Source organism: Aedoeadaptatus ivorii, from assembly GCF_030815095.1.
Lineage (GTDB): Bacteria > Bacillota > Clostridia > Tissierellales > Peptoniphilaceae > Aedoeadaptatus > Aedoeadaptatus ivorii.
Map to the genome: position 1 here is coordinate 23,214 of NZ_JAUSWF010000008.1, position 24,903 is coordinate 48,116.

A 24,903-nucleotide genomic window follows, 5' to 3' on the forward strand; every position below is an offset into this window, starting at 1 on the left:
GGAGGAGCCGTGAAGATATTAATCGTAGGCGCCGGCGGAAGAGAACACGCCATCGGCGCGGCCATCGCAAAGAACAAAGAGGTAGAGAAGATTTATTTTGCCCCCGGAAACGGCGGCACATCGGAAATCGGAGAAAATATCGCCATCGAGACCGCAGACATCGGCGGCTTGGTGCGCTTTGCCAAAGAAATGGAAATCGACTTTACCGTCGTAGGCCCCGAGGCGCCCTTGGTCGACGGCATCGTCGACCGCTTTGAGGCGGAGGGCCTTTCGATCTTCGGGCCGAAAAAAGCGGCGGCGCGTTTGGAAGGCAGCAAGGCCTTTGCCAAGGACTTCTGCGTGCGCCACGGCATTCCGACGGCGGCGTATATAGAGACCGAAAACGAAGACGCCGTACGCCAGGCGGCGCGCAATCTGTTGGAAAAAGACGGGGTCTGCGTGCTGAAGGCCGACGGACTCGCCGCCGGCAAGGGCGTCAAAATCGTCCGCAGTGAGGCGGAAGTGGAGGCCTTTGTAAACGACGTCTTCGACGAAGGCAAGTTCGAATCGGACAAGGTCGTGGTAGAGGCATTTTTGGAAGGCTTCGAGATGAGCCTGCTCGCCTTCTGCGACGGCAAGGACTTTAAGGCGCTCTCTACCGCCAAGGACCACAAGTCCATCTACGAAGGCGGTCGCGGCCCGAATACGGGCGGTATGGGTACCTATGCTCCCAATGTGGAGGCGCTGCCCTTGTTGGAGGAGATCGAAGATGCGATCGTAAATCCCTTTATGGCGGGCCTTGCGGCCGATGGAATGGACTACCGCGGGCTGATCTTTATCGGCATCATGATCGGAAACGACGGGCCGCAGGTCCTGGAATTTAACTGCCGATTCGGCGATCCCGAAACCCAATCGGTGCTCGAGCGCTTAGACGGCGATCTGCTCACGATCTTGTGCGCCACGGCAGAGGGACGCCTCGGGGCAGTCGAAGTGAAAGAAAACGACCAAAAGGTCGTCTCTTTGACCCTCGCGAGCGGCGGCTACCCGGCGTCTTCGGAAAAGGGCGTCGCCATCGAAGGCTTGGGTGCGGCAAAGGACGTAAAGATCTTTCACGCCGGCACCCGACGAGAAGGCGATGCGCTCGTGACCGACGGCGGCCGCGTGCTAACGGTCACCGCGACGGATGCCGACTTCGACCGCGCTATGGAAAAGGTGTATGCGGCGGCGGATGCGATCCGATTCGAGAACAAGCAGATACGACGAGACATCGGCCCCAAAGTCAGCCGCGTGTATGTGGAGCGGCGCGAAGGCTTTGACGAGAGCGCCAAGGCGCTTTCGGCACAACTCGCCGAGGAATCGGGGATCGCGCTCGATGCCGTAAAGATCTACGCGAGATACGACCTCGAAGGCCTGACGCGAGAAGAAGTCGATCGACTCGCCCGGGAGGTGCTCGCCGAACCCGCCACCGACCGCTATTATATCGACGAAGACGCCTATGCCCTGGCGGCCGGAATGGACCACGGCCTGGTGGTGGAATACCTCCCCGGCCAATACGACCAGCGCAATGCCGGCGTGATGGACACGGCGACGGCGATCTTCGGCCACACGCATTTGACCTCTGCCACCGCCACTGTCTACGACTTCCGCGGCGATTTGGAAGAAGGGGACTTCGACGAAATCGTATCGGTGATGGTCAATCCCGTCGACCAGCGGGTCGGCAGCCTCTTCGGCGTGCCCACCACCTTGCAGAGCGAAAGCGAAAAGAATCTCGAAAACCCCGTGGTCGAAGGCTTTACGAGCTGGGACGAAGAGACCTTAAAGGCGCAATTCGAAGCGCGGGATCTCGCCATGAGCATCGAGGACTTTGCCTTTATTCAAGCCCACTTTCGGGAACTGGGCCGCGACATCAACGAAACGGAACTCGCCATCCTCGACACCTATTGGTCCGACCACTGCCGGCACACCACCTTCTTGACGGAGTTGGACGTCGAATTCGAAGAAGGCGTCGCTCCCTATATCAAAGAGGCCTTCCGACGCTACGAAGCCACGCGCGCCGCGCTGAACCGCACCAAACCCGTCAGCTTGATGGATCTGGGCACCATTGTCGCAAAGCACCTCAAGGCGAAGGGCATCAAGACCAATATCGAAGAATCCGAAGAGATCAATGCCTGCTCCATTCGCATCGAGATCGAGGCGGAGGATTTGGCGACGAAAGAGAAAGAGACCATTCCCTATCTCTTGATGTTTAAGAACGAAACCCACAACCACCCCACCGAGATCGAACCCTTTGGCGGTGCCTCTACCTGTCTGGGCGGTTGTATTCGCGACCCGCTGTCCGGCCGCGCCTTTGTCTATCAGGCCATGCGCGTCACCGGATCGGCGGATCCCCGTACGCCGCTGGAGGAGACCTGGGAAAACAAACTGCCCCAAAAGAAAATCACCACCGAAGCGGCGGTGGGCTACGCCTCCTACGGCAACCAAATCGGCCTGCCCGCAGGTCTCGTCGAAGAGATCTACCACCCCGGCTATATGGCAAAGCGCATGGAAGTCGGCGCGGTGGTGGGCGCCGTGGCGGAAAAAGACGTATGGCGCGGCACGCCCGAACCGGGAGATTTGATTCTGCTCTTGGGCGGTCGCACGGGCCGCGACGGCATCGGCGGCGCCACGGGTTCCAGTAAGGAACACACGGCATCGTCTCTGTATACCGCATCGGCGGAAGTTCAAAAGGGCAACGCCCCCATGGAAAGAAAGCTCCTGCGCCTGTTCCGCAAATCCCAAGTGGCATCGAGAATCAAGCGCTGTAACGACTTCGGCGCCGGCGGCGTATCGGTCGCCATCGGAGAGCTCGCCGACGGCCTCGAGATCCACCTCGACAAGGTGCCCTTAAAATACGAAGGGCTCGCACCGCGTGAGATCGCCCTTTCCGAATCCCAAGAGCGGATGGCGGTGGTCATCGAAAAAGAAGACCTCGCGTTGTTCGAAGAAGAATGTAAGAAGGAAAATCTCGAACTCACCGTCGTGGCGGAAGTCATCGCCGATCCCTATATGCGCATGTACTACGGCGATGCGCTGATCGCCGAATTGGACCGCGCCTTTATCGAGACCGCGGGGACCGCGCGCCGACAAAAGGTCGTAGTGGAAGCGGACGCAAAATGCCATTACCTGAACCGCTATGACGACTACGATCTAGACAACATTCTGACCCGCATGGGCGACTTGAATGTGGTGAGCCAAAAGAATATGATCGAAAAATTCGACAACACCGTGGGCCGCGGCACCGTGCTTATGCCCTTGGGCGGCAAGGACCTGATGACCCCGACCCAGGCCATGGCGGGGCGGATTCCCGTAGAAGGCAAGCGGAGCGACACCGCCAGTGTGATGAGCTTCGGCTGCAATCCCGAGTTTTTGAGCGAAAACCAATACTTCGGCGCCTACTACGCCGTGTGGGAATCGGTGACGAAACTCGTCGCGACCGGCGCGAGAATTCCGGATATGTACTTCACCTTCCAGGAATACTTCGAGAAGCTGGGCGAAGACGAAACCCGCTGGCAAAAGCCCTTTAAGGCGCTCTTGGGTGCCTTTGACGCCTGCATGGATCTGGATGTACCCCCCATCGGCGGCAAGGACTCCATGAGCGGCACCTTCCGCGACAAAGACGTTCCGCCGACCCTCGTCTCCTTTGCTATCGCGCCGGTGGCGGTAGACGACGTGATCGGAAACGCCTTTACCGCGGCGGGGAACCAATTGGGGCGCATCGCGGCGCCGCGAGACGGCGAAAAGATCGACGCCGAGGCATTCAAAGCGCGCGCCGAAGTGCTGTATAAAGAAATCCACAGCGGCAATGTAAAGAGCGCCTTCGCCGTCACCCACGCGGGTACGCTGCCAGGCCTCGTTATCTCGGCCCTCGGAAACGAGCTGGGCTTTACGGTAGAACTCGACGATCTCTACAATCCCCTGTATGGCGACATCCTCGTCGAATACGAAACCGACTTCGCCGAAGTGGAAAAGATCGGCACCCTCACCGAGGCCGGCTATATCGTAAACGGCAAGGCACTCGATGTGGATGTCGTGCGCCGCGCCTATACCGAAGGGCTTGCAGAAATCTTCCCACCGGAAAAACACGCGAAAAAAGAAGACATCGCCGAAATCACGGACGCCGATACGCGGATTCGCACGCGCGACGGAAAAGAGGACGTCAAGGTGTTGATCGCTTGCTTCCCCGGCACCAATAGCGAGTACGACACCGCCGATGTCTTTACCGAGTCGGGCGCCGAGGCGGAGGTCTTTGTCTTCTGCAACCAAAGCGCCGAAGAGACCGTCGAATCCATCCGCACCCTCGCCGAAAAGGTAAAAGAAGCGGATATTTTCGCCATCCCCGGCGGATTCAGCTTTAGCGACGAGCCCGACGGATCGGCGAAGTTTATCGCCAATATCCTGCGCACCGACGAAATGCGGGCGGCGATGAAAGTGCTGCTCGAGGACAATGACGGCCTGGTACTGGGGATCTGCAACGGATTCCAGGCGCTGATCAAGTCGGGCTATTTGCCCTACGGAGAGGCGCGGGTACAAACCGAAGATTCGCCGACCTTGACCTTTAACGACAACGGCCGCCACGTGGCGCGCATGGTAAAGACCGCCGTCGTCACCAACGATTCTCCGTGGTTGCGCTACCTGAAGCCGGGCGAGGAATACCTCGTCCCCATAAGCCACGGCGAAGGACGTCTCGCGGTCAGCGCAACCGAAGCCGAGCGGTTGGCAAAGGACAATCAAATCGCTTTTATCTACCGCGACAATCCCAACGGCAGCGCCTATAATATAGAAGGACTGTTGAGTCCCGACGGAAAGATTTTGGGCAAAATGGGCCATGTGGAGCGCGTCGATACGGGTCTGTATAAGAATGTTCCCGGCATGGAGAGTATGCCCATTATCCGCGCCGGCGTGGACTATATCAAGGGAAAGAAAAAGGCGTAAAAGCGCTATTCATAACACAAACTTTACACGGGGATCACCCTTCGATGATCTGTCCTCGGTACAATCAAATTGTTCATAAGTAAGGGTTCCCCCCCTAAGGCTTTCGCTTCGGCGAAGGCCTTTTCCTGTTTTTGGGCAAACTGTCGCCTTGACGGCGGCGCCGTCCTCGGGGATAATCGGGGTATGAAATACAGAATTCACAATTTACATCGACCGATCGATTCGGATCCGTCGCATTACGAGAAAGAGATCGAGCGCATCACAGGCCTCAAAGGGGGCGACTATCGCTACCGCCGCCATCAGGAGTCCGTCGACGCCCGCCGCGGCCGCGAGATCCGCTACGTCGCATCCGTCGACATCGAGACCGAACGCGCGCTCAAAGAGAGCGGGCGCCTTTTTCGCGTGAACGACGAGGGCTATCGCTTTGCTAGCGTCGAGACGACCCGGCGGCCGGTGATCGTCGGCGCGGGACCGGCGGGTCTCTTTTGCGCCTATGTTCTCGCCAAGGCGAAGATGCCCGCCATCGTCTTGGAGCGGGGCGATGCGGTAGAGGCGCGCATCCGAAAAGTCGAAGCCTTTTGGAACGGCGGTCCCCTGGATCCCGAAAGCAATGTGCAGTTCGGGGAAGGAGGCGCCGGCACCTTCTCCGACGGCAAGCTCACCAGCCGCTCCAAAGACCCCCGCGGGCGCCTGGTGCTTTCGCTCTTTTCGCGCCTGGCGGAAGACGAGAGCCTGCTCTACAAGAAAAAACCCCATGTGGGCACCGATGCGCTTCGGAAGGTATTGGTGCGCCTCAGGAGAGAGCTCGAGGAGATGGGGACGATCTTTCGCTTTAACGAGCGCCTGGACGATATCGAAGAACACGAGGGCGAATATCTCTTCCACACCTCTCGGGGCGAAGTGGCATCGCCCTACGGCGTGCTTGCCTTGGGACATTCGGCGCGGAACAGCTTTGAGATGCTGCTGGAATGTGGCTTTGCTATGTCGGCCAAGCCCTTTGCCGTGGGTTTTCGCATCGAGCAGAATCAGCAGGCGATGAATGCGGCCCAATACAAAGAGGAGGCTGCACTTCTCCCTCCGGCGGAATACGCCGTGACCCAAAAGCTCGGCGAGAACGGCGTATACAGCTTCTGTATGTGCCCCGGCGGCTATGTGGTGGCGGCGGCCTCCGAGATTGGGGGCGTGGTGACCAACGGCATGAGCTATAAGGATCGGGGCGGCGAAAACGCCAATGCCGCCATCCTCGCCACCGTAGACGAGTCGGTATACGGCGCGGGCGTTTTGGCGGGCATGGAATTTCAGCGGTCTGTGGAACAAAAGGTCTTTCAGATGACGGGTTCCTATCGCGCTCCGATTATGCCCGCATCGGAATATCTGAAGAGGGGCGGGGAAGAGGCGGTGGCGCCTACCTATCGCCCCGGCACCTATAGGGCGGATCTTCACGAAATCTATCCGGAAGCGGTGGATACGCTCCTCGAAGAAGGAATGCGAAAGATCGGGGAGAAATTTCCCGCCTTTCTCGAAAACGCCCTCCTTACGGCGCCAGAGACGCGATCGTCGTCGCCGGTGCGGATCCTCAGGGACCCGAAACGTTTGGCGTCGATCTCGCACGGGAACATATATCCTACGGGAGAGGGCGCGGGTTATGCCGGCGGCATCGTTTCGTCCGCCATCGACGGCATACGCGTGGCGGAAAAAATCATCGAAAAGGAGAAAGCTTATGTACGGGATTGAAGTGCTGGTACGGGAACACGACAATATACTGCGCTTTACGCGGGTGATTCGCCGGTATCTCTTGCGTGCCATGGACGGCGAGATCTTGTTTCTCGACGAATTGAGCGGCATGATCGACTTTATCAGGAACTATTCCGACGCCCATCACCACGGCAAGGAAGAGGAGATCCTCTTTCACTATATGCTCGAAGACGGGGGCGACGTCGCCGAAAAAATCGTGCGCCAGGGGATGCTCGTCGAGCACGACCAGGCGCGGGGCATCGTGCGGGATCTGGAGGCGGCACGCATCGCGTATGAATCGGAGGCGAGCGCGGCGCATCTTTTGGACATCTTCGGGCTCTTGTATGCCTACGTACGCCTGCTCGAAGCACATGCTGCGCGGGAGAACGAGGTGGTCTATCCCTTCGGCGAACGCGCTTTGAGCGAGGAGAAAAAGGCGTCGGTCGATGCCGAGACCCGCGCCTTTGAAGAAGAAGGCGCATCGGTCAAAGAAAAGCAACTGTCGGCCTTGGCTCGATGGGAAGAAATTCTCGACGGAGGCGGCAATACCGATTGACAAATATGCGCGCAGGTGGTAGAATGCACTACGTAAACCAAATCCGGGTTACCGGGAAAGGGTGGCTTCAAAGCCACTTTTTTATTGAGTTTATTTCCATTTTTGAGGAGGTGCCCTATGGCAGATCGCGTAACTTTGGAATGCACCGAGTGCAAACAAAGAAACTACGTAACGTTTAAGAACAAGAAGAATACGCCGGAGCGTATGGAAATGAAGAAGTATTGCAAATTCTGCAAGACCCATACGGTTCATAAGGAGACGAAATAAGGAGAGATACAATGGCTCAAAAAACCACCACGGCGAAGGAACAGGACGCCAAGTCGCTGTCCAAGTACTTTCGCGGTGTAAAGAGCGAGTTTAAGCGGGTAGTTTGGCCGACCAAGAAGCAGTTGTTTCAGTACAGCCTGATCGTTATCGTCGTAAGCATCATAACTGCACTGTTTATCTACGCCATTGATTTTGTCTTCAGCCACCTTATGTCTTTGATATTCGGATTGTAAGCGTATTGGAGGATTTCCATTGACAGATGATTTGAATCAGAGAGACGGCGAAGATCTCGAGAGAGAAGACGAGGCCAAGTGGTATGTGATCCATACCTATTCCGGTCACGAGAACAAAGTCAAGGACAATATGGAATCCATGGTTAAAAACCAGGATCTCGGCGATATGATCTTTGATGTGCAGGTTCCCATGGAAGAATACGTCGAAACCAAAGACGGCGTTAACAAGATCAAGGAACGCAAGATGTTCCCTTCCTATGTCCTGGTAAAGATGATCATGAACGACAAATCCTGGTACGTCGTCAGAAACACGAGAGGTGTAACCGGATTCGTCGGTCCCGGTTCCAAGCCGATTCCCCTTTCCGAGGAAGAGGTCAAGAACCTGGGCGTTTCGAAGGTCGAGGACTACGGCGATCTGTTTGCCGTGGGCGACCGGGTGAAGGTACTCACCGGGCCTTTCGAGGACTTTGTCGGCATCGTCGACGCGCTGGATCAGGAAAAGGGCAAGGTAAAAGTGTCCATTTCCATGTTCGGCCGCGACACCCTGGTGGAGTTGGATCACGACCAACTCACCGAGGCGTAAGCAAGCAACACGTAAGAGTGGGAGGGAAACCCCGCAGAACCACATTAGGAGGTGTACTATGGCCAAGAAAGTCATAGCAATTGTCAAACTACAAATTCCCGCAGGTAAAGCTACCCCGGCACCGCCGGTAGGTACCGCATTGGGACCCCACGGCGTCAACATTATGGAGTTTACCAAACAATTTAACGCCAAGACCCAAGACCAAGCCGGCATGATCATTCCCGTGGTTATGACCGTTTACCAAGATCGTTCCTTTACCTTTATCACCAAGACCCCGCCGGCGGCAGTCCTCATCAAAAAGGCAGCCGGCATCGACACGGCAAGCGGCGAACCCAACAAGAAAAAGGTCGCCAAGATTACCAAGGAACAATGCCGTGAAATCGCAGAGACAAAGATGCCCGATTTGAATGCCGCAGACGTAGAAGCCGCCATGCGAATGGTTGCCGGTACCGCACGCAGCATGGGAGTCGAAGTAGAAGGTTAGTGGGAGAAATTCCATTTCGCTTGAACCACAAGGAGGTTTACTATGCCCAAAAGAGGGAAAAGATATCAAGAAAGTTTAAAGCTCGTAGACCGCACCCATCTCTATGATGTAGCGGAAGCGGTAGAGTTGGTACAAAAGACCGCCGCGGCCAAATTCGACGAAACCGTAGAACTGGCCGTACGCTTAGGCGTCGATCCCCGCCACGCGGACCAACAAGTTCGCGGCACCGTCGTCCTTCCCCACGGAACCGGACGTACCGAACGCATCCTCGTATTCGCCAAGGGCGACAAACTCAAGGAAGCGGAAGAAGCCGGCGCTGATTACGCAGGCGGCGAAGAACTCGTAAAGAAGATTCAGGAAGAAAACTGGTTTGACTTCGACGTCGTCGTAGCGACCCCCGACATGATGGGCGTCGTCGGACGTATCGGTCGGGTGCTCGGTCCCAAGGGATTGATGCCGAACCCCAAGGCCGGCACTGTCACCTTCGACATTCAACAAGCCGTAGAAGAAATCAAAGCCGGTAAGGTTGAATACCGCGTAGACAAAGCGGCCATCATCAACGTGCCCATCGGAAAAGTTTCCTTCGGCACCGAAAAATTGACCGAAAACTTCAAGACGCTTATGAGCGCGATCATCCGTTCCAAGCCGGCAGCGGCCAAAGGTCGCTACCTGCGTTCCGTTACCCTGTCCTCCACCATGGGTCCCGGAATTAAATTGAACGGCTCCAAATTAATGGATTAACTCAAAAAAATGCGGCGATGCCGCATTTTTTTATGCCCATTTCAAGGATTTTTATAAGAATCATTGGTATCTATTGCCCTATTTTTTATTTCCTGATATACTCTATTTACTACGATACCGTGGCATCGAAAGGGGCAAACTATGAAAAGAATCGTACTTACCGCGGCACTCGCCGCCGTGATGGGGCTTTCGGCTCCCGCCTTCGCTCAAGATGCAAAGATGGACGTCTATGTAGGGGGCACGCACCTGGATCCCAAGGGGGATTTTCAGGTGGTGGACGACCGGGTCTATATCCACCAAGCCCCCCTATCGGCGCATCTGTTTCTGCTCTTAAAGGCGGAGGGAAATAATTTGGACTGGATGAACACTCGAGAGAAGCACTATCCCGTGGCCGTAAAGGCGAAGGGAGAAGGGGCGGCTTTTCGGGAAGATGCGGCCTATTACATTCCGGGACGGGCCTTTCTCGAGAAGATGGGGCGCCCTGTAAAGTGGGACGAGAAGAATCGCATCGCGATCTTCGACTTCTACGACGGATCGGGATTGGTATATGCGGACATCACGACGGAAGAAAAAGTCCCCGCCCTCTCCATGACCTGGCGCGTGCCCGAGGATGGGATCGCGGGGGTCGAGATCCGCGAGGACAAAGCGGAAATCCGCTTCGTCCGGAAGCAAACCCAAGAAGAGATCGCCCGCATCTTCCGGGTGCCGGCAGAACTTCCGGACCGGAACGTCTACCTCCTGGGGGAAAGTAAGGGAGGCTATGTGGCGGCAAAAGTGGCGGAGAAAGATCCCCGAAAACAAGGGGAAGCGCCCTCCGAGAGAAACTACGCCATCGACGGCGTCTATTCCATGTTGGGCTCGGTGAAAATCGCCGATTAAAAAAAGACGGCGGAGCAAGGTACGCTCCGTCGTCTTTTATTTTGCCGCTTGTTGGCCGAGATAGAAGGCCAAAAAGCCCAGTGCCACCGTCGAAACGATATAGAGAGTCGCCGCCGGCAGCTGTCCTTTTTGGGCCATGGAGACGGTCTCTTTGCTAAAGGCGGAGAAGGTGGTGAGCCCGCCGCAAAACCCCGCCTGTAAAAAGATCTCGAGATTCGGATGCCAGCCCCGCGCCTCTGCCTTAGCGGAAAGGACGCCCATCAGAAAGCACCCGATGAGATTGGCGAGCAGGGTGGCCGGGGGCAGATTGCGATTCGATACCGGAAGATAGGAGAGGGCAAAGCGACACGCCGCCCCCAAGGCGCCGCCGGCCGCGGCGTAGAGGAGTTGCAATCTATGCCCGCTTTTCCATCTCGGCGAGGAGGGCGACGAGGAAGTCCCGCGCCGCCTCCATGTGTTGGATGGGAATATATTCGTAGGGGCCGTGGAAGTTCATGCCGCCGGTAAAGAGGTTCGGCGTGGGTAGCCCCATCCAAGAGAGGCGACTGCCGTCGGTGCCGCCGCGGATCGGTTCGATAACGGGTTCGATCCCCATCTTCTCCATCACCTCGACGCAGAGTTCGATGGTGTCCATATGGGGTTCGATTTTTTCGCGCATATTGCGATAGCTTTCTTGTAGTGTGAGCGTAATGCGTTCGCCGTATTTTTTGTTCAAAAATTCCACCGCCGCGCGCAAAATCTCTTCCATGGCCTGCACCTTTTCGGCGTCGAAGTCCCGCAGGATATACGCCATTTCGGCGGAATCGACGCTGCCGTGGAACTGATCCAGGTGGAAGAAGCCTTCATAGCCCTCGGTGTATTGGGGCCGCATCTGCTCGGGGAGCATACGGTCCAGTTCCATGCCGAGGGCGATGGCGTTGATCATTTTGTTTTTGGCGCTTCCGGGGTGGACGCTTACGCCCTGAATGTCGACCTTGGCGCTGACGGCGTGGAAGCACTCGTACTGCACCTCGCCCAGGCGGGATCCGTCCAGGGTGAAGGCGAAGTCCGCGCCGAAGGCCTCTACGTCGAAGTGGTCCATGCCGCGGCCGATCTCCTCGTCGGGCGAAAAGCCGATGGCGAGCTCGCCGTGGGGGATGTCCTTTTCGATGATTTCTTGGAGGGCCGCCATAATAATGGCGATGCCCGCCTTGTCGTCGGCGCCGAGGAGGGTGGTGCCGTCTGTCACCATCAGATCCAATCCGACGACGTCTTCTAAGGCGGGGAAGTCCTCTGCTTTGAGGACGATGTTTTTCTCTTCGTTTAAGGCGATGTCGCCGCCTTCGTAGTGGACGATGCGGGGCTTGACGTCTTTGCCGCTCATGGCGGGGGCAGTGTCCATATGGGCGAGGAGTCCCACCACGGGCATATCCTTGTCGGTGTTCGCCGCCAAATGCGCGATGACATAGCCGTTGGGGTCGATGGCGGCATCGCGGAGCCCCAGTTCCTTCAGCTGCTCGACGAGGACCTTCGCGAGATCCGTCTGCCGGGCGGTGGAGGGGAAGGTGTCGGAGTTTTCGTCGCTGGTGGTGTGTATCTTTACGTATTGTTCCAAACGTTCTGTGATGTTCATAGTTTCTCCTTTCTTATACCCTTGTATTGTAGCACAATGGCGTGTTATACTTCTCGAAGAAATACGGAGAGGGGGAAAATCGTGGAGATCGCAATTATCGGTGGCGGCGCGGCGGGCCTATGTGCCGGCGTGCACCTCGTACGGGGCGGGGCAAAAGTCACCATCTACGAGCGCAAGGACCGCGTGGGAAAAAAGCTCCTCGCCACGGGAAACGGGCGCTGCAATGTGAGCAATCGGGATCTGGATCTGCGGCACTGGCATCACAGTGCGGCGTTTGTAGAGGAGATCCTCGCCGAATTTTCGCCGGCGGTGCGGGACGAATTCTTTGCGAGCCTGGGGATCGATCTGGTGGAGGAGGACCGGGGCAAGCTGTATCCGGCCACTTTGCAGGCGCGTACGGTCCTTAACTCCCTGCGCCGCCACTTCGCTTCGGCGGGGGGCGAGGAAAAGACCGACTGCTTTATCCGCGCCGTACATCCCGAACAGAACGCCCTGCGCCTGGAGGGAGAAGGCGAGGTGTATGCAGCCGATAGGGTGCTGGTGGCCACGGGCGGACGCGCCATGCCCGCTTCGGGAAGCGACGGCAAGGGATACCAAATCCTCACGAATTTGGGGCATAAGCTGACGCGCACCTTTGCCGGCATCAGCGCCCTCGTCTGCGAAAGCCCGTATTTGCGGCACTTAAGCGGCACCAAGGTAGAGGGCACGGTCGTCTTGTATAGAGACGGCGAAGAAGTGCAGCGGGAGACGGGCGAGATCCTCTTTGCCAAAGACGGGATCAGCGGCCCGCCGGTGCTCGACCTCGCCCGCGCGGTGGGACAAGAGAAGGGGCAATTTACGGTATCGGTGCCCATGCTCAACCACCTCGAGCAGATTCCGAAGTACCGGGAGCGGATCGAATCCAGAAGCTATCTCGCCGATACGGCGGAGGGCTTTCTCGAGGGGATTGTGTCCAACAAATGGGTGCACGTCGTCTTAAAGGAGACGGGGATCGGGCGAGACGAGCCCATGGACGCCTTGGACTACGAAGACCGCATGCGCCTTTTGGATGCGCTGTTCGCCTTTTCGATGCCCGTCACCGGCGTGCGTGGCTATGATTTTGCCCAGGTAACCTGCGGCGGGATCGACCTCGCGGACTTTACGCCGCAGCTGGAATCCGTCCTCTGTCCCGGGGTCTACGCCGCCGGCGAAGTGCTGGATGTAGACGGGGACTGCGGCGGCTATAATATCCACTGGGCCATGGCCTCGGCACGGCGCGCGGCGCTCGATATGCTGAAAAAAATGTCGTAAAAAATCACAAAAGACCTTTACAATCCGATCGGGCTCTGATATTATATAGCACGTTGAAACCGCAGACAGCAGGTGGTTCGCCTTAATTTCCTGCCGAGGTGACTGAATCCGATTTGGTACTCGCATTGTGTCTGCAATGTGATTTTTTTATGTTCAAAAACAAGGAGGTGAATCTGTGAAAGAAGCGCTACTCCAACAAAAAATTGATCTGGTCAACGAGATCAAGGAAAAGATCGAAAATTCCCAATCCATCGTGTTCGTCGACAATAAGGGCATGACCGTTGAGCAAGTGACCGAACTCAGAAAACAACTTCGCGAAAACGGCGTGGACTATAAGGTCTACAAGAACACCATGTTGAAACGTGCATTTGACGCCTTGGGATACGAAGACGTCAAGGAACACCTCGTCGGCCCCAGCGCCGTCGCCTTCGGCTTAGAGGATGCGGTACAACCCGCCAAGATCCTCTTCGACTTCGCCAAGGACAACGACCGCATCGAGATTAAGGCCGGCTTCTTAGACGGCAAAGCAGTCGATGTAGCGGCTGTAGAAACTCTTGCAAAACTTCCGTCTCGCGAAGTTCTTATCGCGCAATTGCTCGGCGGCCTCAATGCACCGATCCAAGGATTGGCTACCGTACTTTCCGCAAACATCAAGGGTCTGGCAGTTGCACTGGATCAGATCCGCGAAAAGAAGGAACAAGAAACTGCCTAAGGGCACAGAAAAATTGTATATGGAGGTATAAATACCATGGCATCTGAAAAAGTTACCGCTCTTATTGAAGAGATTAAAACCCTGTCCGTTATCGAACTCGCCGAAACCGTAAAGGCACTCGAAGAAGAATTCGGCGTAAGCGCAGCCGCTCCCGTAGCCGTTGCCGCAGCAGGCGCACCCGCAGCAGGCGGAGAAGCCGCAGCCGCTGAAGAACAAACCGAATTCGACGTCGTTCTCGAAGCTGCCGGCCAAGAAAAAGTAAAGGTCATCAAGGCCGTTAAAGACATCACCGGCCTCGGCTTGAAAGACGCGAAAGCCCTCGTAGACGGCGCTCCGAAGCCCGTTAAGGAAGGCGCAAGCAAGGAAGAAGCCGAAGAAATTAAGGCAAAACTGGAAGAAGTCGGCGCTACCGTCGAAGTAAAGTAAAGCGATAAACCGTCCCGCCTCGGGGCGGTTTTTGATTACCTTTTTTTAGGAGGAGTCATGAAAGCGTTCAGAAAGGTGTTCCCTCGAACCGTTCCCATATTGATCACCTATGCCTTTTTGGGCATGGGCTTCGGCGTATTGGTAAAATCCGCAGGACAGTCCGGGCTCGTCAGCTTTCTTATGAGCTTTTTTATCTGTGCGGGCGCCATGCAATTTGCGACCGTGGGCCTCTTCGCCGAGCCCCTTTCCGTCTTGGGCCTCGTCATCCTCACCCTATCGGTGAACCTGCGCTATCTCTTTTACACCCTTTCTCTCCTTACGCCCTTACAAAAGGCGCCGCTCTGGAAACAGGCATTGATCGCCCATTTCGCGAGCGACGAGACATTTTCCCTCTACGTCACCGGCGGGGAAGACGGCTCGGTGGCCGATGCGGACTATATGTTTGCCGTCGGCGCCTTAAACTTCGCCTATTGGGTCGTCGCCTCGGTACTCGGCGTTTGGGTCGGCACTCTGCTGCCCATCGACGCGACGGGGATCGATTTTTTGATGACGGCGCTGTTTATCGTCACCGTGATCGACCAGTGGGAAAAGACCGACCATCATCTGCCGACGCTCTTGGGATTCGGCGCCTCTGTCGCATCGCTTCTCGTCTTCGGACCGGACAAATTTATTTTGCCGGCCATGGCGATCATCTTGGCGGGCAATTTGATCTATAGGAGAAAATATGAGTAACAAAGAAATCTTTATCGCCATCGCCATCGTGGCGGCCATCACCTTTGCCATTCGTACCTTCCCCATATTCTTCTTTTCCGGAGACCGAAAGCTCCCCGCCGTCGTGGCGGACTTGGGGGCGCTGCTACCGTATTCCATGATGGCGCTGTTGGTCGTCTACTGCCTGCGCACCATGCACTTTCGGGATCCGTCGGGCTTTGTGCCCCTGCTCGCGGGATCGGCCATTACCGCGATCAGCTACAAGGCGAAGCACAATCTGATCCTTTCGATCGTATTGGGGACGGGATTGTATATGTTTCTGATACAGGGAGTTTTCCTCTAAGTCCGTGTCGTGATATACTTGAAGCTGACTTCAACGGAACAAGGAGGAATCAATGGAATCATTTTTTAAACTGCGGGAGAACGGCACGGATCTCTCCACGGAGATTTTGGCGGGTTTTACCACATTCTTCGCCATGAGCTATATCATCTTCGTAAACCCGGCCATCCTCTCCCAAACCGGCATCCCCTGGGGTGCCGTGTTCTTGGCGACGATCATCGCCGCGGTGGTCGCGACCTTGGTGATGGGTCTGTTTGCCAATGTACCTTACGCGTTGGCGCCGGGCATGGGACTCAACGCCTTTTTCACCTATACGGTGGTCTTCGGCCTGGGCTTCAGCTGGCAAGAAGCGCTGGGGATGGTATTTTTATGCGGGGTGATCAATGTACTTATCACCGTCACTAAGATCCGCAAATTGATCATCACCTCGATCCCCGAATTTTTGCAACACGCCATTAGCGGCGGGATCGGCGTGTTTATCGCCTATATCGGCGTGAAGAATGCGGGATTTTTGAACTTTACCTTAGACCCCGGCACCTACCAAACCGTCGGCGAAACCGTGATCGGCTCGTCCGCCGCGGTGCCCGCGTTGGTAAACTTTTCCGATCCCGGCGTACTGCTCGCCGTACTCGGCCTGATTATCACCGTCGTGCTCGTGGTGCGCGGGGTAAAGGGCGCGATCCTGATCAGCATCCTCGCCACCACCGTATTGGGCATCCCCTTTGGCGTGGTGGATCTTTCGAAACTCGCAAACGGCGTATCGGTCTCCCAGTCCTTTGGCGAACTCTCTACGGTCTTTACCGTCGCCTTGGGAAGGGAAGGGCTCTTGGGCTTGTTTGCCGACCCGGCGCGGATTCCGCTGGTATTGATGACGATCTTCGCCTTTTCCTTGAGCGACACCTTCGATACCCTGGGGACCTTTATCGGCACCGGGCGCCGCAGCGGCATCTTCAGCGAAGAGGACATCCGCAATATGCAAAACAGCTCGGGCTTTAAGTCCAAACTCGACAAAGCGCTCTTTGCCGACTCGGTGGGCACCGTGATCGGCGCCTTCGTCGGCACCAGCAACACCACCACCTATGTGGAAAGTGCCGCGGGCATCGGCGCCGGCGGTCGCACGGGGCTCACATCGCTTGTGGTCGCGATTTTGTTTTTGCTCTCGATCTTTATCGCCCCCGTCGCTGGGCTCGTGCCCGCACAGGCGACGGCACCGGTGTTGATCGTCGTCGGGATTATGATGTGTGCGAGCTTTCAAGAGATCGAGTGGACCAATCTCGACGTCGCGATTCCCGCGTTTTTCGCCTCGATCTTTATGGGCTTAAGCTACTCCATCAGCAACGGCATCGCCGCGGGCTTTATCTTCTATTGCGTCGTTTCGCTCGTAAAGGGCAGAACCGAGCGGCTGCATCCCATACTCGTGGGATCGAGCGTACTGTTTTTAATCAACTACGGCTTGATGGCCTATTTGTCGATGTAGATACAATCAAAAAAGACCTCGTAAACCGTGCGGCGGCAAGCGGCGGTTACGGGGTCTTTTTGATTTATTGTTGCCATAGGGGCTTTAGGTCTTCGAGGAAGCGGCCGATGGTTTCGCGGGCGTCCTTTTCCTCGGCGAGGATCTCTTCGTTGGCGCCCGACAGGGAGACGGTGCCGATGCATTCGCCCCGCTTGTTCAGCATGGGGATGGCGATGGAGCCGATGCCGTCGTTGATCTCGCCGATCTCTAAGGCGTAGCCGCGCGCGCGGGTCTTTTCGAGTTCCTCGAGAAGCGCGTTTTCGTCGGTAATGGTGAGGTCGGTGTAGCGTACCAGCCGCGTCTCTTCGATATATTTGCGCACGAGGCCCGGCGGTAGGGACGCGAGATATGCCTTTCCCGATGCGGTGGCGTGTAGGGGAAAGGGCGTGCGGGAGCGGGTCAATAAGAGGTAGCGGGAGGCGTCGGGGACTTCGGTGAACACCGTTAACAACTGGCCGTCGTCGACCATATTCAGCCGCGCGCTCAAACCGAAGCGGTTGGCCCAGGTGCGGAGAACGGGGAAGATTTTATTTTTCATATGGTAAAAGTAGTGCTCTTCCACCAAATTCGCCTTGGGGATAAACGCGAGGCCTAAGTAGTATACATTTTCTTCTTCGTCGCGGCTCAGATAGTGGTAGTGCATCAGGGTATTGACGAGGCCGCGGGTGGTATTGACATTCAATTTTACGATTTTTGATATCTCCGTCAGGCTCAAACGAGGGTGGACGGAGTCGAAGCAATCCAGGATTGAAAAGGCGCGGGCCAATGATTGAATCGTTCTGTGATTTTTTTCCATATTTCTCCTCATTTCATACTTTACTTTACCTATAGGATATACCGAAATATTCTTTGTGGGAAGAGGTATTATGATCTTGTCAGTCGTGAACTTTATTGGTAGACTAATACCCAAGTCAGTAAGTTTAGAAAGGGAGTAATCATGACGAGAACAATAGGGAAGATCTTCGCCGTGATCGCCGGCGTGCTTCTGCTCCTGTATGCCTTGGGTGTGGCCGCGTTTTCGCAGGTGTATATGCCCAATACCTTTATCAACGGAGCGGAGATTTCTATGCGTTCCAAAAACAAATTGCCGCAGGAGTTTGCGTCTTCCTGGTCCGACTACGCGCTTCAAATTCGCGGCAAAGACGGAAAAAAAGACGAGATTTCCGCCAAGGACTTCGGCTACAAAGAAACCTTAGAAAATGTCTCGAATATCGACGCCAACCCCTGGGCGTGGCCGGTATTGAGCTTTGTCAAAAAAGACCATGCCATCGAGACCAAGGTCGAATACGACGACAGTAAGCTCGAATCTATCCTCGCCGCGCTCCATGTGATCGCCGATTCGGACATCACCGATCCCGAACCCGAAAAGATCTCCTACAAGGCGGGCACGGGCTATGTCATCGCCGATGCCGTAGAAGGCACCCGCGTCGACGGGCCGAAACTCAAACAGTCGGTCCTCGCTGCCTTCCACAGCCAAGAGGAGGATCTGGACCTCGACGAAAAGAAGCTCTATGTGCAGGCCAAGCCGGCGGAAAACAGATCCGCCATGGAAAATCACGTCAAGAGCCTAAACGAGATCGAGGGCTTTACCCTTAGCTATAATTTTTCGGATCGCACCGAGGAATTGGCGGGAGAACCCTTAATCGCCCTCTACGGCTCCAATCCCGACGGCAGTCTTTCCCCCAGCGAGGAAAAGGTGAAGGCCTATGTGGATATGCTCGCCGACAAATACGACACCTTCTGCTCTACCCGCGACTTTACCGCGACGGGCGGGGCGACCATGCGCATTAAGGGCGGCATTTACGGCTGGCAGACCGACCGCGAAAAGACGCGCGAGGAACTCCTCGCCGCCTTAAAGGAAAAGACGACCAAGGAACTCACGCCCGTCTATAAGCGTAAGGCGCTCCACCGAAATGTAGACGATGTGGGCAATTCGTATATCGAAATCGACATCGCCCGGCAACACATGTGGCTCTACAACAACGGTGAGCTGGTGGTCGACACCCCCGTGGTGACGGGCGACCCCCTAGACGGAAACAGCACGCCCACCGGCGTACAGGAAGTCTGGATGAAAGAAACCGGCCGCTATCTCACCGGCGATACCTGGAGGAGCTGGGTAAACTACTGGATGCCCTTCGACTGGACCGGTTGCGGGATTCACGATTCCAGTTGGCGCGGCAGCTACGGCGGCAATATCTATCGCGGCGGCGGCAGCCACGGCTGTGTCAACACCCCGCCGAAGATCGCAGGCACTTTCTACAAGAACGCCTTTAAGGGCATGCCCGTGATCGTATACAATTCCGCAAAACACGCCATATAAATTGCGCCCCTTGCGGGGCGTTATTTTTTTGTCATGCCGGTTTACAAATGCGATCGACGTGGTATAATACAGATAGAAATAATCTTCAGGGCGAGGTGCAATTCCTCACCGGTGGTAAAGTCCACTCGTCTTTTGACTGAATCGGTGCAATTCCGATACCGACGGTATAGTCCGGATGAAAGAAGATGTCTTTTTTCATGTGTTCAAGCCCGGGAGACTGCGGGCATTTTTTTATGCCCTTAGTTTAGGGAGGATCTATGAACCAAATTCAACGAGGAAAGTCCGTTTATTCCACGAAAAACCTCACCAAGCTCTCGATGCTCGCCGTGGTGGCGTTTTTATTGATGTATGTAGAGTTTCCGCTGGCCTTTATCGCGCCGCCTTTTATCAAGATCGACCTGTCGGATGTCCCGGCGTTGATCGGCGGCTTTGCCATGGGCCCGGTGGTGGGAATCACCATCGAGCTGATCAAATGTGTACTCGCCGTCTTCGTGCGCGGCACCGCCACCGGCGGGGTGGGCGAGCTGTCGAACTTTATCGTGGGCGCCGTATTCGTCGGCACCTCGGCGGCATTTTATCGTCGGCACAACACCTATAAAGGCGCGGTGGCGGGCCTGTTGGCGGGCGTCGTGGGTATGACCGCCCTCGCCACCTTGAGCAACTACTTTGTGGTATTCCCGCTCTATGCGAAGATCATGCCCATGGAGGCGATCCTCGAAATGGGCCGCGCCGTTACGAGCAAGGTACACAGCCTGTGGGACTTGATGGTTTACTGCATCATCCCCTTTAATCTCGTGAAGGGCTGCGTGGTCTCTATCGTAACGCTGCTTCTGTATAAACGCGTGTCGCCCTTTCTCGGCGGCAAGAGAAAATAAAAAAGACACAAAAAAAGGCCGGCTCCTTCGGGAACCGGTTTTTTTATGCCTATCGGCGGATGTTTTTCATAACCCGCGTCATGGGCGGAATCAGTACGGCGACGATGACGGCGGAGACGCCGATTTGGATCAGATTGCCGGGAATGGATGCCAAGGGCACCAAAAGCGACTTAAACATAATCGATTCGCCGATATAATAGGTCAGCACCTTGACGATAGCCAAGAGCACCATGGCGACGGCATAGCGGTTGATCTTGAACTCCTCTTCGTAGAGGCCGCCCAAGATATAGCCCATAATCAGAGCCGAGATCACCGTCATCGGCGCCCATGCCACCCAGCCGCTGGTTACGTCGAACAGGCCCATGCCCAAGGCGCCGGCGAGCATGCCGACCCGTCTTCCGAAGAAGAGGCAGGCCAAGAAGAAGGGGACATTCCCCAAGTGGATCAACCCTCCGTCGGGTGCGAAGGGCAGTTGGATTTTCACGAGCCAGGTAAATATGTATACCAATGCGATAAACAGTGCGGTAAAAACCAGCTCGCGCACGTCATACTTTTTCACTTTACACCTCCATTACACGTATTAGTATACACGGTATCGCAAAAGAAACAAGACTTTGTTTCCTTTTGTGAAAACTTTTTCAAAAACAACTATTTTTTATCAGATTTATGGAAATGCGAACATAGAGGGAAAAATAGAAGGGGCGGGGAAACGAGAAAAATTGTTTTGCGAAACGATTTTCGCATTGCTATAATTATATAAGGAGGTACAAATATGAAACATTTAAAACTGATCGCCGTTGCCGTGCTGTCCTTCGCCCTCTTGGCGGGTTGTAGCGCCGGCGGCGCAAAGGAAGGGGCCGCTGCCGATCGTCCCGGTTCCGCAAGAGACGGAAACGAAGTGACCATCGAATCCGCTTCCATGAAGTTGGTAAAGGCGGTCGAAGAAGGCCAATACGAATTGATCTCTACCGAAGACTTAAAGGGCAAGATCGACGCCAAGGAAGACATGGTTATCGTCGATACCATGCCGGAAAAATCCTTTAAGAAAAACCGCATCCCCGGCGCGGTAAACGCCGAGTTGCCGGTCAAGATGGAAGAGGTGACCCCCGAGCAAAAGGAAGCCTTTATCCAAGCGCTGGGCACCGACAAAGCAAAGACCATCGTGCTCTACTGCGGCTTTGTAGACTGTGAGCGTTCCCACGTAGGCGCCATGATCGCCAAAGAAGAAGGATTCACCAATGTGCTCCGCCAACCGGGCGGAATCGGCGCTTGGTTGGATGCCGAATATCCGGTAGAAAGCGACTGATCGCGGATGTAAAAAAGGATCGAAGAGAATTTCTCTTCGATCCTTTTCTTTTTATCGATCTTTGCGTACCCAGTGTTCCTCGATCGCGCCCTCTGCGATGAGCGTCGCACTCGACAGTACGAAGTCGGCCGCGAGATCGGGCATTTTGACCTCGCCGCCGGTGTGTCTGTCGACGCGGGTGATATAGGCTTCTTCGATGCGATCGTAGAGGCGCCGTACGGTGGCGGCTCCGCCGACCAGAAAGACGGGGCGGTCCGCATAGGCGGCGAGATGTGCATCGAGCTCCGATTCGCTCGAAAAATAGTGCACCTCGTCGCTTTCTACGCCCGCGCTACGGCTCATTACCAGGCTGATTCTGCCGGAGAGGGCGCCGGTGTTTTCGAAGGTCTTTCGGCCCATAACGAGCACGCCGCCGGCGGTGCGCGCCTTGAAGCGCGCCAGGTCTTCGGGGATAAAGAGGATCTGCTTGCCGTCCTTTGCGATGGCGCCGTCTTTGTCGGCGAGGAGAAGAAGGATCATCGCAGCGTCTCGATGGGCGCGGAACGCTCGGCGGGGTGGTAGCGTCGCAATTCTTTTCTGGCCCGGTCGGGCGTCTCGGTAAAGATTCTGAGTTCGCCCACATCCCCTGCGTGGCGAATGCGGTTGTTCGCGATCAGATCGAGCCGCAGCGCCTCCGCCATCAGATCAAAGACATCGACCGCGAAAAGCGTGCGTTCCAGTTTGCGGGCGAGAAAAGTCCGAATGGCATCGGCGCGCGTGGAGAGCAGGGAATCGACGATGACGACGGCGTCGAACTCCTCTTCTTGTAAGGCTTCGGCGTGTACGGTGAGGGTCTCGTAAAAAGCGGCATCGGGACTTTCATCGGGGCAGATGCCCTCGGTGGGAAGGAGCATTTGTACGCTCGAGAGGGAAGGGTTTTGTGCTTCGAACGCCGCCTCATAGGCGCGGCCCTTGAGTTCCTCTTCGGTTCCGAGGAGCAATACTCGCTTGTTGCGACTTGTGCGGTCCGCCGCCCGGGCCGCCGCTTTCGGCAGATCCAGGTCGCGAATGCCGTAGAAGCGGCGATCGCCGGCGAGCTCGGGGGCGAGCATCGCATACTTCGTCGCCTCGACACCGGCGCGTTCGGCCACGGAAAGCCACATGGCATCCACTTCGGGCAAATCGAGCACGAAGAGGTGCTCCTTGGGGAAGCGGTTGCGGAGGACGGGTAAGAGGGAAAAGCCCCGGGTCTTTGTGGTGATATAGAGCAGGGGCTTTTCCTGGCGGGGATCATAGAAGGGCGCGGCGCCGCGGGTGTTCTTTGCGGCGACCTTCGAAAACTCGATCTGCAGCAGGTCGTCTTCGCTGCGGTGCTTGTTTTCGGGAAGGTAGCCCGCCGCCTTGAAGAAGGGGCGCAGAGAAAGCGGTGCGGAAGCGGTGATCCGCGTGCCCGGCGCCTCGAGTCGCTCGATCGTAGAAAGAAGCGCGGTACCGAGCCCCTCTCTGCGGTGGTTTTCTTGTATGAGCACTTCATGAATGCAAAGCGCGTCCGCATCCGCTTCTGTAACGGCGATGCCGATCAGCGCCTCTTCGTTATAGAGGCCGTAGAGGGTGCGGTCCCGATCGAGGCTTTTTCTCGCCGCATCCAGTCTCAGACCGCGGGGCCGGTAGAGAATGTGATCTCTGAGTTCTGCGGCTTCCCCATATGCGTGCGTCCCGTAGGGGACGGTTTTTACATAAATCGTCATGATGTCCTCCCGTCTTCTGTGCCCGCAGGCGTCCTATATCAGTCGTCGGTGGCGGTGCGGCCCACTTCCGTATAGTGGTAGGTCCAGTGGGTGTTTTCGAGGAAGTCCTTTAATTCCTCGGTCTTTTTTTCCCGAAAGAGTTCGGTAATATGGGCGTGTTGCTCATTGGTATCGTGCAGGAGCTTTTGCAATTCGGTGTTTTCGCCGAGTCCGTGACCCTGGCGGATAAACCGGCGCTGCAGGCGGTCGATGGTGTGGATCAAGGTCTCGTTGTCGGTCTTTGCGATATAGGTATCGTGGAAGCGCTCCTGCAGGACAAAGTACTCATCGAATTGAAAACGGTCGATGTGAAAATTCATCAATTCCACCAGATCGTCCATGGTCTTTAAGTCCTCTTCGCTCAAGCGGTTCATGGAAAGCTCCGCCGCCAGCGCATCGAGGGGAGCGAGGATGCGGTAAATGTCCTCGCCTTCTTTTTTGGTCAAGGGCTTCACCCGAAAGCCGCGACGGGGCGCCGAGTCCAAAAACCCGTCCGCCGCCAACTGAATTAGTGCTTCGCGAACGGGCGTCCGAGAGATATTTAATTGCTGGCAGATGTCCTGCTCGTTCACCTTCTCGTTGGAATTGAGTTTGCCCAGGCGGATTTGCTCCGCAATAAAGTTATACACGTGATCTTTTAAGGATAAAAATTCCATTTTTTCAGCCTCCTCCTTGCCGGATACATTGAATACAATCATATCATTCGAAAAAAACAATGTCTACATTTTCTACCGAGACGCGTTTTCGAAAGAGAGGCGACCTCGGAAAACGGGATCGGAGGTTCTCGAGGGGCGTTGCTATGGTATAATGAGGATTCGAGGAGGAGTACATGGAGAAAGAGCATATACGCATCGCAGGGAAGAATATTGCGGTATACGATACAAAAGAGGGAGACGAATTTGCGATCGTCCTACACGGCTGGGGGGCGAATGTCGAGTCGGTGATGCCGATCGTCAACTGTCTAAAGGACAAATTCCGGGTCATCGCCTACGACAGCTACGGCCACGGCGTAAGCGACGAGCCCGATTCGGTGATCGGCGGCGCGGAATACGCCGCGCTTTTGGAGGCGATTTTTGCGCACTATGGCATTGCGCGGGCGCATTGTATCGGACACTCCTTCGGCGGAAAGACCCTGACCGAATTCGCCGCCACCCGCCCCGAGCGGGTGGACAAGCTGGTGTTGATCGATGCCTCGGGGGTCCTACCCAAGCGCAAGGCTTCCTATTACTACAAGGTATACAGTTTTAAGCTGTTGCGTTTTCTCTATGAGAAGCTCTTTTTTTGGCAGGATCGGGAGACGGTGCTCGAGAAGTTTTACCGCAAATTCGGATCCGACGACTATCAGGCCGCCCAAGGGATTATGCGCAAGGTCTTTGTCAAGGTGGTGAACGAATCCACCGAATCGTTCTTTCCCGCGATTTCGGCCCCGACGCTTTTGATCTGGGGCGAAGACGACGACGCCACGCCCCTGTATATGGCGCGCGTCTTCGAAGAGAAGATTCCCGAAGCGGGACTTGTGGTCTTGCCGGGGGGCCATTACAGTTACTTAGATGCGTACGGCCAATTCTGTGCCGTACTCGACGCATTTTTTAAGGAGTAAAA

General features: G+C 56.0%; 26 protein-coding genes, 1 riboswitch and 1 other annotated feature. Of the genes, 19 read left to right on the plus strand and 7 right to left on the minus strand.

Annotation, left to right across the window (positions count from 1 at the left end; genetic code table 11):
* Nucleotides 1-9: 9 nt before the first annotated feature.
* The 9 genes from QO008_RS06240 (at nt 10) to QO008_RS06280 (ending at nt 10,427) form a co-directional block, all read left to right on the plus strand.
* The gene (locus tag QO008_RS06240; protein WP_307385191.1) at nt 10-4,950 is read left to right on the plus strand and encodes a phosphoribosylformylglycinamidine synthase; all 4,941 of its coding nucleotides are present in this window, start codon (nt 10-12) and stop codon (nt 4,948-4,950) included.
* A gap of 183 nt (nt 4,951-5,133) precedes the next feature.
* Nucleotides 5,134-6,684 carry an NAD(P)/FAD-dependent oxidoreductase gene (locus tag QO008_RS06245; protein WP_307385193.1) on the plus strand — a complete coding sequence of 517 codons (1,551 nt, stop codon included), beginning with the start codon at nt 5,134-5,136 and terminating at the stop codon, nt 6,682-6,684.
* Nucleotides 6,671-7,240, plus strand: a complete 570-nt coding sequence (locus tag QO008_RS06250) for a hemerythrin domain-containing protein (protein WP_126465914.1) — start codon at nt 6,671-6,673, stop codon at nt 7,238-7,240. Before QO008_RS06245 ends, QO008_RS06250 begins: the two co-directional genes overlap by 14 nt.
* Nucleotides 7,241-7,357: 117 nt before the next feature.
* Complete coding sequence (gene rpmG / locus QO008_RS06255; RefSeq protein ID WP_126465912.1) at nt 7,358-7,507, plus strand: 50S ribosomal protein L33; 150 nt, start codon at nt 7,358-7,360, stop codon at nt 7,505-7,507.
* An 11-nt stretch (nt 7,508-7,518) separates the two neighbouring features.
* Nucleotides 7,519-7,740, plus strand: a complete 222-nt coding sequence (gene secE, locus QO008_RS06260; protein ID WP_307385197.1) for a preprotein translocase subunit SecE — start codon at nt 7,519-7,521, stop codon at nt 7,738-7,740.
* 19 nt (nt 7,741-7,759) lie between these two features.
* Complete coding sequence (gene nusG, locus QO008_RS06265; RefSeq protein ID WP_307385199.1) at nt 7,760-8,323, plus strand: transcription termination/antitermination protein NusG; 564 nt, start codon at nt 7,760-7,762, stop codon at nt 8,321-8,323.
* 58 nt (nt 8,324-8,381) lie between these two features.
* Nucleotides 8,382-8,807, plus strand: coding sequence for a 50S ribosomal protein L11 (rplK, locus tag QO008_RS06270; protein WP_126465908.1), 426 nt, complete (start codon nt 8,382-8,384; stop codon nt 8,805-8,807).
* Nucleotides 8,808-8,849: 42 nt separating this feature from the next.
* Nucleotides 8,850-9,548: a 50S ribosomal protein L1 gene (rplA, locus tag QO008_RS06275; protein ID WP_126465905.1), complete on the plus strand. Its 699-nt coding sequence runs from the start codon at nt 8,850-8,852 to the stop codon at nt 9,546-9,548.
* A 141-nt stretch (nt 9,549-9,689) separates the two neighbouring features.
* The gene (locus QO008_RS06280) at nt 9,690-10,427 is read left to right on the plus strand and encodes a hypothetical protein (protein WP_126465903.1); all 738 of its coding nucleotides are present in this window, start codon (nt 9,690-9,692) and stop codon (nt 10,425-10,427) included.
* 36 nt (nt 10,428-10,463) lie between these two features.
* On the opposite strand, the gene crcB is transcribed toward QO008_RS06280, so the two are convergent.
* Together crcB and pepT are read right to left on the minus strand one after the other, a co-directional pair.
* Nucleotides 10,464-10,820: a fluoride efflux transporter CrcB gene (gene crcB, locus QO008_RS06285; RefSeq protein WP_164715248.1), complete on the minus strand. Its 357-nt coding sequence runs from the start codon at nt 10,818-10,820 to the stop codon at nt 10,464-10,466.
* 1 nt (nt 10,821) lies between these two features.
* The gene (pepT, locus tag QO008_RS06290) at nt 10,822-12,039 is read right to left on the minus strand and encodes a peptidase T (RefSeq protein WP_126465899.1); all 1,218 of its coding nucleotides are present in this window, start codon (nt 12,037-12,039) and stop codon (nt 10,822-10,824) included.
* 81 nt (nt 12,040-12,120) lie between these two features.
* Between pepT and QO008_RS06295 the strand changes: the two genes are divergently transcribed.
* The 6 genes from QO008_RS06295 (at nt 12,121) to QO008_RS06320 (ending at nt 16,995) form a co-directional block, all read left to right on the plus strand.
* Complete coding sequence (locus QO008_RS06295) at nt 12,121-13,329, plus strand: BaiN/RdsA family NAD(P)/FAD-dependent oxidoreductase (protein ID WP_164715247.1); 1,209 nt, start codon at nt 12,121-12,123, stop codon at nt 13,327-13,329.
* 41 nt (nt 13,330-13,370) lie between these two features.
* Nucleotides 13,371-13,486: a sequence feature (ribosomal protein L10 leader region), on the plus strand.
* Between the two features lie 18 nt (nt 13,487-13,504).
* On the plus strand, nt 13,505-14,041 hold the full coding sequence (gene rplJ / locus QO008_RS06300) for a 50S ribosomal protein L10 (protein ID WP_126465895.1): 537 nt from the start codon (nt 13,505-13,507) through the stop codon (nt 14,039-14,041).
* A 36-nt stretch (nt 14,042-14,077) separates the two neighbouring features.
* Nucleotides 14,078-14,467 carry a 50S ribosomal protein L7/L12 gene (gene rplL / locus QO008_RS06305; RefSeq protein ID WP_126465893.1) on the plus strand — a complete coding sequence of 130 codons (390 nt, stop codon included), beginning with the start codon at nt 14,078-14,080 and terminating at the stop codon, nt 14,465-14,467.
* A gap of 57 nt (nt 14,468-14,524) precedes the next feature.
* Nucleotides 14,525-15,199, plus strand: a complete 675-nt coding sequence (locus tag QO008_RS06310) for an AzlC family ABC transporter permease (RefSeq protein WP_126465891.1) — start codon at nt 14,525-14,527, stop codon at nt 15,197-15,199.
* Nucleotides 15,192-15,521 (plus strand): branched-chain amino acid transporter permease, encoded by a 330-nt coding sequence (locus tag QO008_RS06315; protein WP_126465889.1) that lies wholly within the window; start codon nt 15,192-15,194, stop codon nt 15,519-15,521. The genes QO008_RS06310 and QO008_RS06315 overlap by 8 nt, the downstream gene beginning before the upstream one ends.
* Nucleotides 15,522-15,573: 52 nt before the next feature.
* A complete protein-coding gene (locus QO008_RS06320; RefSeq protein WP_126465887.1) occupies nt 15,574-16,995 on the plus strand; it encodes an NCS2 family permease in 1,422 nt (473 codons plus the stop codon).
* A 64-nt stretch (nt 16,996-17,059) separates the two neighbouring features.
* Here the strand turns inward: QO008_RS06320 and QO008_RS06325 are convergent, their stop codons facing one another.
* On the minus strand, nt 17,060-17,830 hold the full coding sequence (locus tag QO008_RS06325; protein WP_164715246.1) for an IclR family transcriptional regulator: 771 nt from the start codon (nt 17,828-17,830) through the stop codon (nt 17,060-17,062).
* Nucleotides 17,831-17,971: 141 nt separating this feature from the next.
* Between QO008_RS06325 and QO008_RS06330 the strand changes: the two genes are divergently transcribed.
* Both QO008_RS06330 and QO008_RS06335 read left to right on the plus strand, forming a co-directional pair.
* Nucleotides 17,972-19,354 carry a L,D-transpeptidase family protein gene (locus QO008_RS06330; protein WP_307385205.1) on the plus strand — a complete coding sequence of 461 codons (1,383 nt, stop codon included), beginning with the start codon at nt 17,972-17,974 and terminating at the stop codon, nt 19,352-19,354.
* Nucleotides 19,355-19,431: 77 nt separating this feature from the next.
* Nucleotides 19,432-19,545, plus strand: a riboswitch (FMN riboswitch).
* 66 nt (nt 19,546-19,611) lie between these two features.
* Nucleotides 19,612-20,229, plus strand: a complete 618-nt coding sequence (locus QO008_RS06335) for an ECF transporter S component (protein ID WP_126465881.1) — start codon at nt 19,612-19,614, stop codon at nt 20,227-20,229.
* Between the two features lie 49 nt (nt 20,230-20,278).
* Here the strand turns inward: QO008_RS06335 and QO008_RS06340 are convergent, their stop codons facing one another.
* The gene (locus tag QO008_RS06340) at nt 20,279-20,788 is read right to left on the minus strand and encodes an ECF transporter S component (protein WP_307385207.1); all 510 of its coding nucleotides are present in this window, start codon (nt 20,786-20,788) and stop codon (nt 20,279-20,281) included.
* Nucleotides 20,789-21,001: 213 nt separating this feature from the next.
* On the opposite strand from QO008_RS06340, the gene QO008_RS06345 reads away from it, so the two are divergent.
* The gene (locus QO008_RS06345; RefSeq protein WP_126465877.1) at nt 21,002-21,535 is read left to right on the plus strand and encodes a rhodanese-like domain-containing protein; all 534 of its coding nucleotides are present in this window, start codon (nt 21,002-21,004) and stop codon (nt 21,533-21,535) included.
* Nucleotides 21,536-21,586: 51 nt separating this feature from the next.
* Here the strand turns inward: QO008_RS06345 and QO008_RS06350 are convergent, their stop codons facing one another.
* Genes QO008_RS06350 through QO008_RS06360 form a run of 3 tightly spaced genes read right to left on the minus strand, consistent with a single transcriptional unit; the run spans nt 21,587 to nt 23,957 of the window.
* Nucleotides 21,587-22,054, minus strand: a complete 468-nt coding sequence (locus QO008_RS06350) for a dihydrofolate reductase (RefSeq protein ID WP_307385209.1) — start codon at nt 22,052-22,054, stop codon at nt 21,587-21,589.
* Nucleotides 22,051-23,262: a GNAT family N-acetyltransferase gene (locus tag QO008_RS06355; protein ID WP_307385211.1), complete on the minus strand. Its 1,212-nt coding sequence runs from the start codon at nt 23,260-23,262 to the stop codon at nt 22,051-22,053. The genes QO008_RS06350 and QO008_RS06355 overlap by 4 nt, the downstream gene beginning before the upstream one ends.
* A 38-nt stretch (nt 23,263-23,300) precedes the next feature.
* The gene (locus QO008_RS06360; RefSeq protein WP_164715245.1) at nt 23,301-23,957 is read right to left on the minus strand and encodes a GntR family transcriptional regulator; all 657 of its coding nucleotides are present in this window, start codon (nt 23,955-23,957) and stop codon (nt 23,301-23,303) included.
* 173 nt (nt 23,958-24,130) lie between these two features.
* Here QO008_RS06360 and QO008_RS06365 point away from each other — a divergent pair, with 173 nt between their 5' ends.
* Nucleotides 24,131-24,901, plus strand: coding sequence for an alpha/beta fold hydrolase (locus tag QO008_RS06365; RefSeq protein ID WP_307385214.1), 771 nt, complete (start codon nt 24,131-24,133; stop codon nt 24,899-24,901).
* The last annotated feature ends 2 nt before the right edge of the window (nt 24,902-24,903 follow it).

Coding starts and splice junctions, on each gene's coding strand:
- QO008_RS06245 (WP_307385193.1), top strand. CDS start 5,134: ATGAAATACAGAATTCACAATTTACATCGACCGATCGATTCGGATCCG.
- QO008_RS06250 (WP_126465914.1), top strand. CDS start 6,671: ATGTACGGGATTGAAGTGCTGGTACGGGAACACGACAATATACTGCGC.
- rpmG (WP_126465912.1), top strand. CDS start 7,358: ATGGCAGATCGCGTAACTTTGGAATGCACCGAGTGCAAACAAAGAAAC.
- secE (WP_307385197.1), top strand. CDS start 7,519: ATGGCTCAAAAAACCACCACGGCGAAGGAACAGGACGCCAAGTCGCTG.
- rplK (WP_126465908.1), top strand. CDS start 8,382: ATGGCCAAGAAAGTCATAGCAATTGTCAAACTACAAATTCCCGCAGGT.
- rplA (WP_126465905.1), top strand. CDS start 8,850: ATGCCCAAAAGAGGGAAAAGATATCAAGAAAGTTTAAAGCTCGTAGAC.
- QO008_RS06280 (WP_126465903.1), top strand. CDS start 9,690: ATGAAAAGAATCGTACTTACCGCGGCACTCGCCGCCGTGATGGGGCTT.
- pepT (WP_126465899.1), bottom strand. CDS start 12,039: ATGAACATCACAGAACGTTTGGAACAATACGTAAAGATACACACCACC.
- rplL (WP_126465893.1), top strand. CDS start 14,078: ATGGCATCTGAAAAAGTTACCGCTCTTATTGAAGAGATTAAAACCCTG.
- QO008_RS06310 (WP_126465891.1), top strand. CDS start 14,525: ATGAAAGCGTTCAGAAAGGTGTTCCCTCGAACCGTTCCCATATTGATC.
- QO008_RS06315 (WP_126465889.1), top strand. CDS start 15,192: ATGAGTAACAAAGAAATCTTTATCGCCATCGCCATCGTGGCGGCCATC.
- QO008_RS06320 (WP_126465887.1), top strand. CDS start 15,574: ATGGAATCATTTTTTAAACTGCGGGAGAACGGCACGGATCTCTCCACG.
- QO008_RS06325 (WP_164715246.1), bottom strand. CDS start 17,830: ATGGAAAAAAATCACAGAACGATTCAATCATTGGCCCGCGCCTTTTCA.
- QO008_RS06330 (WP_307385205.1), top strand. CDS start 17,972: ATGACGAGAACAATAGGGAAGATCTTCGCCGTGATCGCCGGCGTGCTT.
- QO008_RS06335 (WP_126465881.1), top strand. CDS start 19,612: ATGAACCAAATTCAACGAGGAAAGTCCGTTTATTCCACGAAAAACCTC.
- QO008_RS06345 (WP_126465877.1), top strand. CDS start 21,002: ATGAAACATTTAAAACTGATCGCCGTTGCCGTGCTGTCCTTCGCCCTC.
- QO008_RS06350 (WP_307385209.1), bottom strand. CDS start 22,054: ATGATCCTTCTTCTCCTCGCCGACAAAGACGGCGCCATCGCAAAGGAC.
- QO008_RS06355 (WP_307385211.1), bottom strand. CDS start 23,262: ATGACGATTTATGTAAAAACCGTCCCCTACGGGACGCACGCATATGGG.
- QO008_RS06360 (WP_164715245.1), bottom strand. CDS start 23,957: ATGGAATTTTTATCCTTAAAAGATCACGTGTATAACTTTATTGCGGAG.
- QO008_RS06365 (WP_307385214.1), top strand. CDS start 24,131: ATGGAGAAAGAGCATATACGCATCGCAGGGAAGAATATTGCGGTATAC.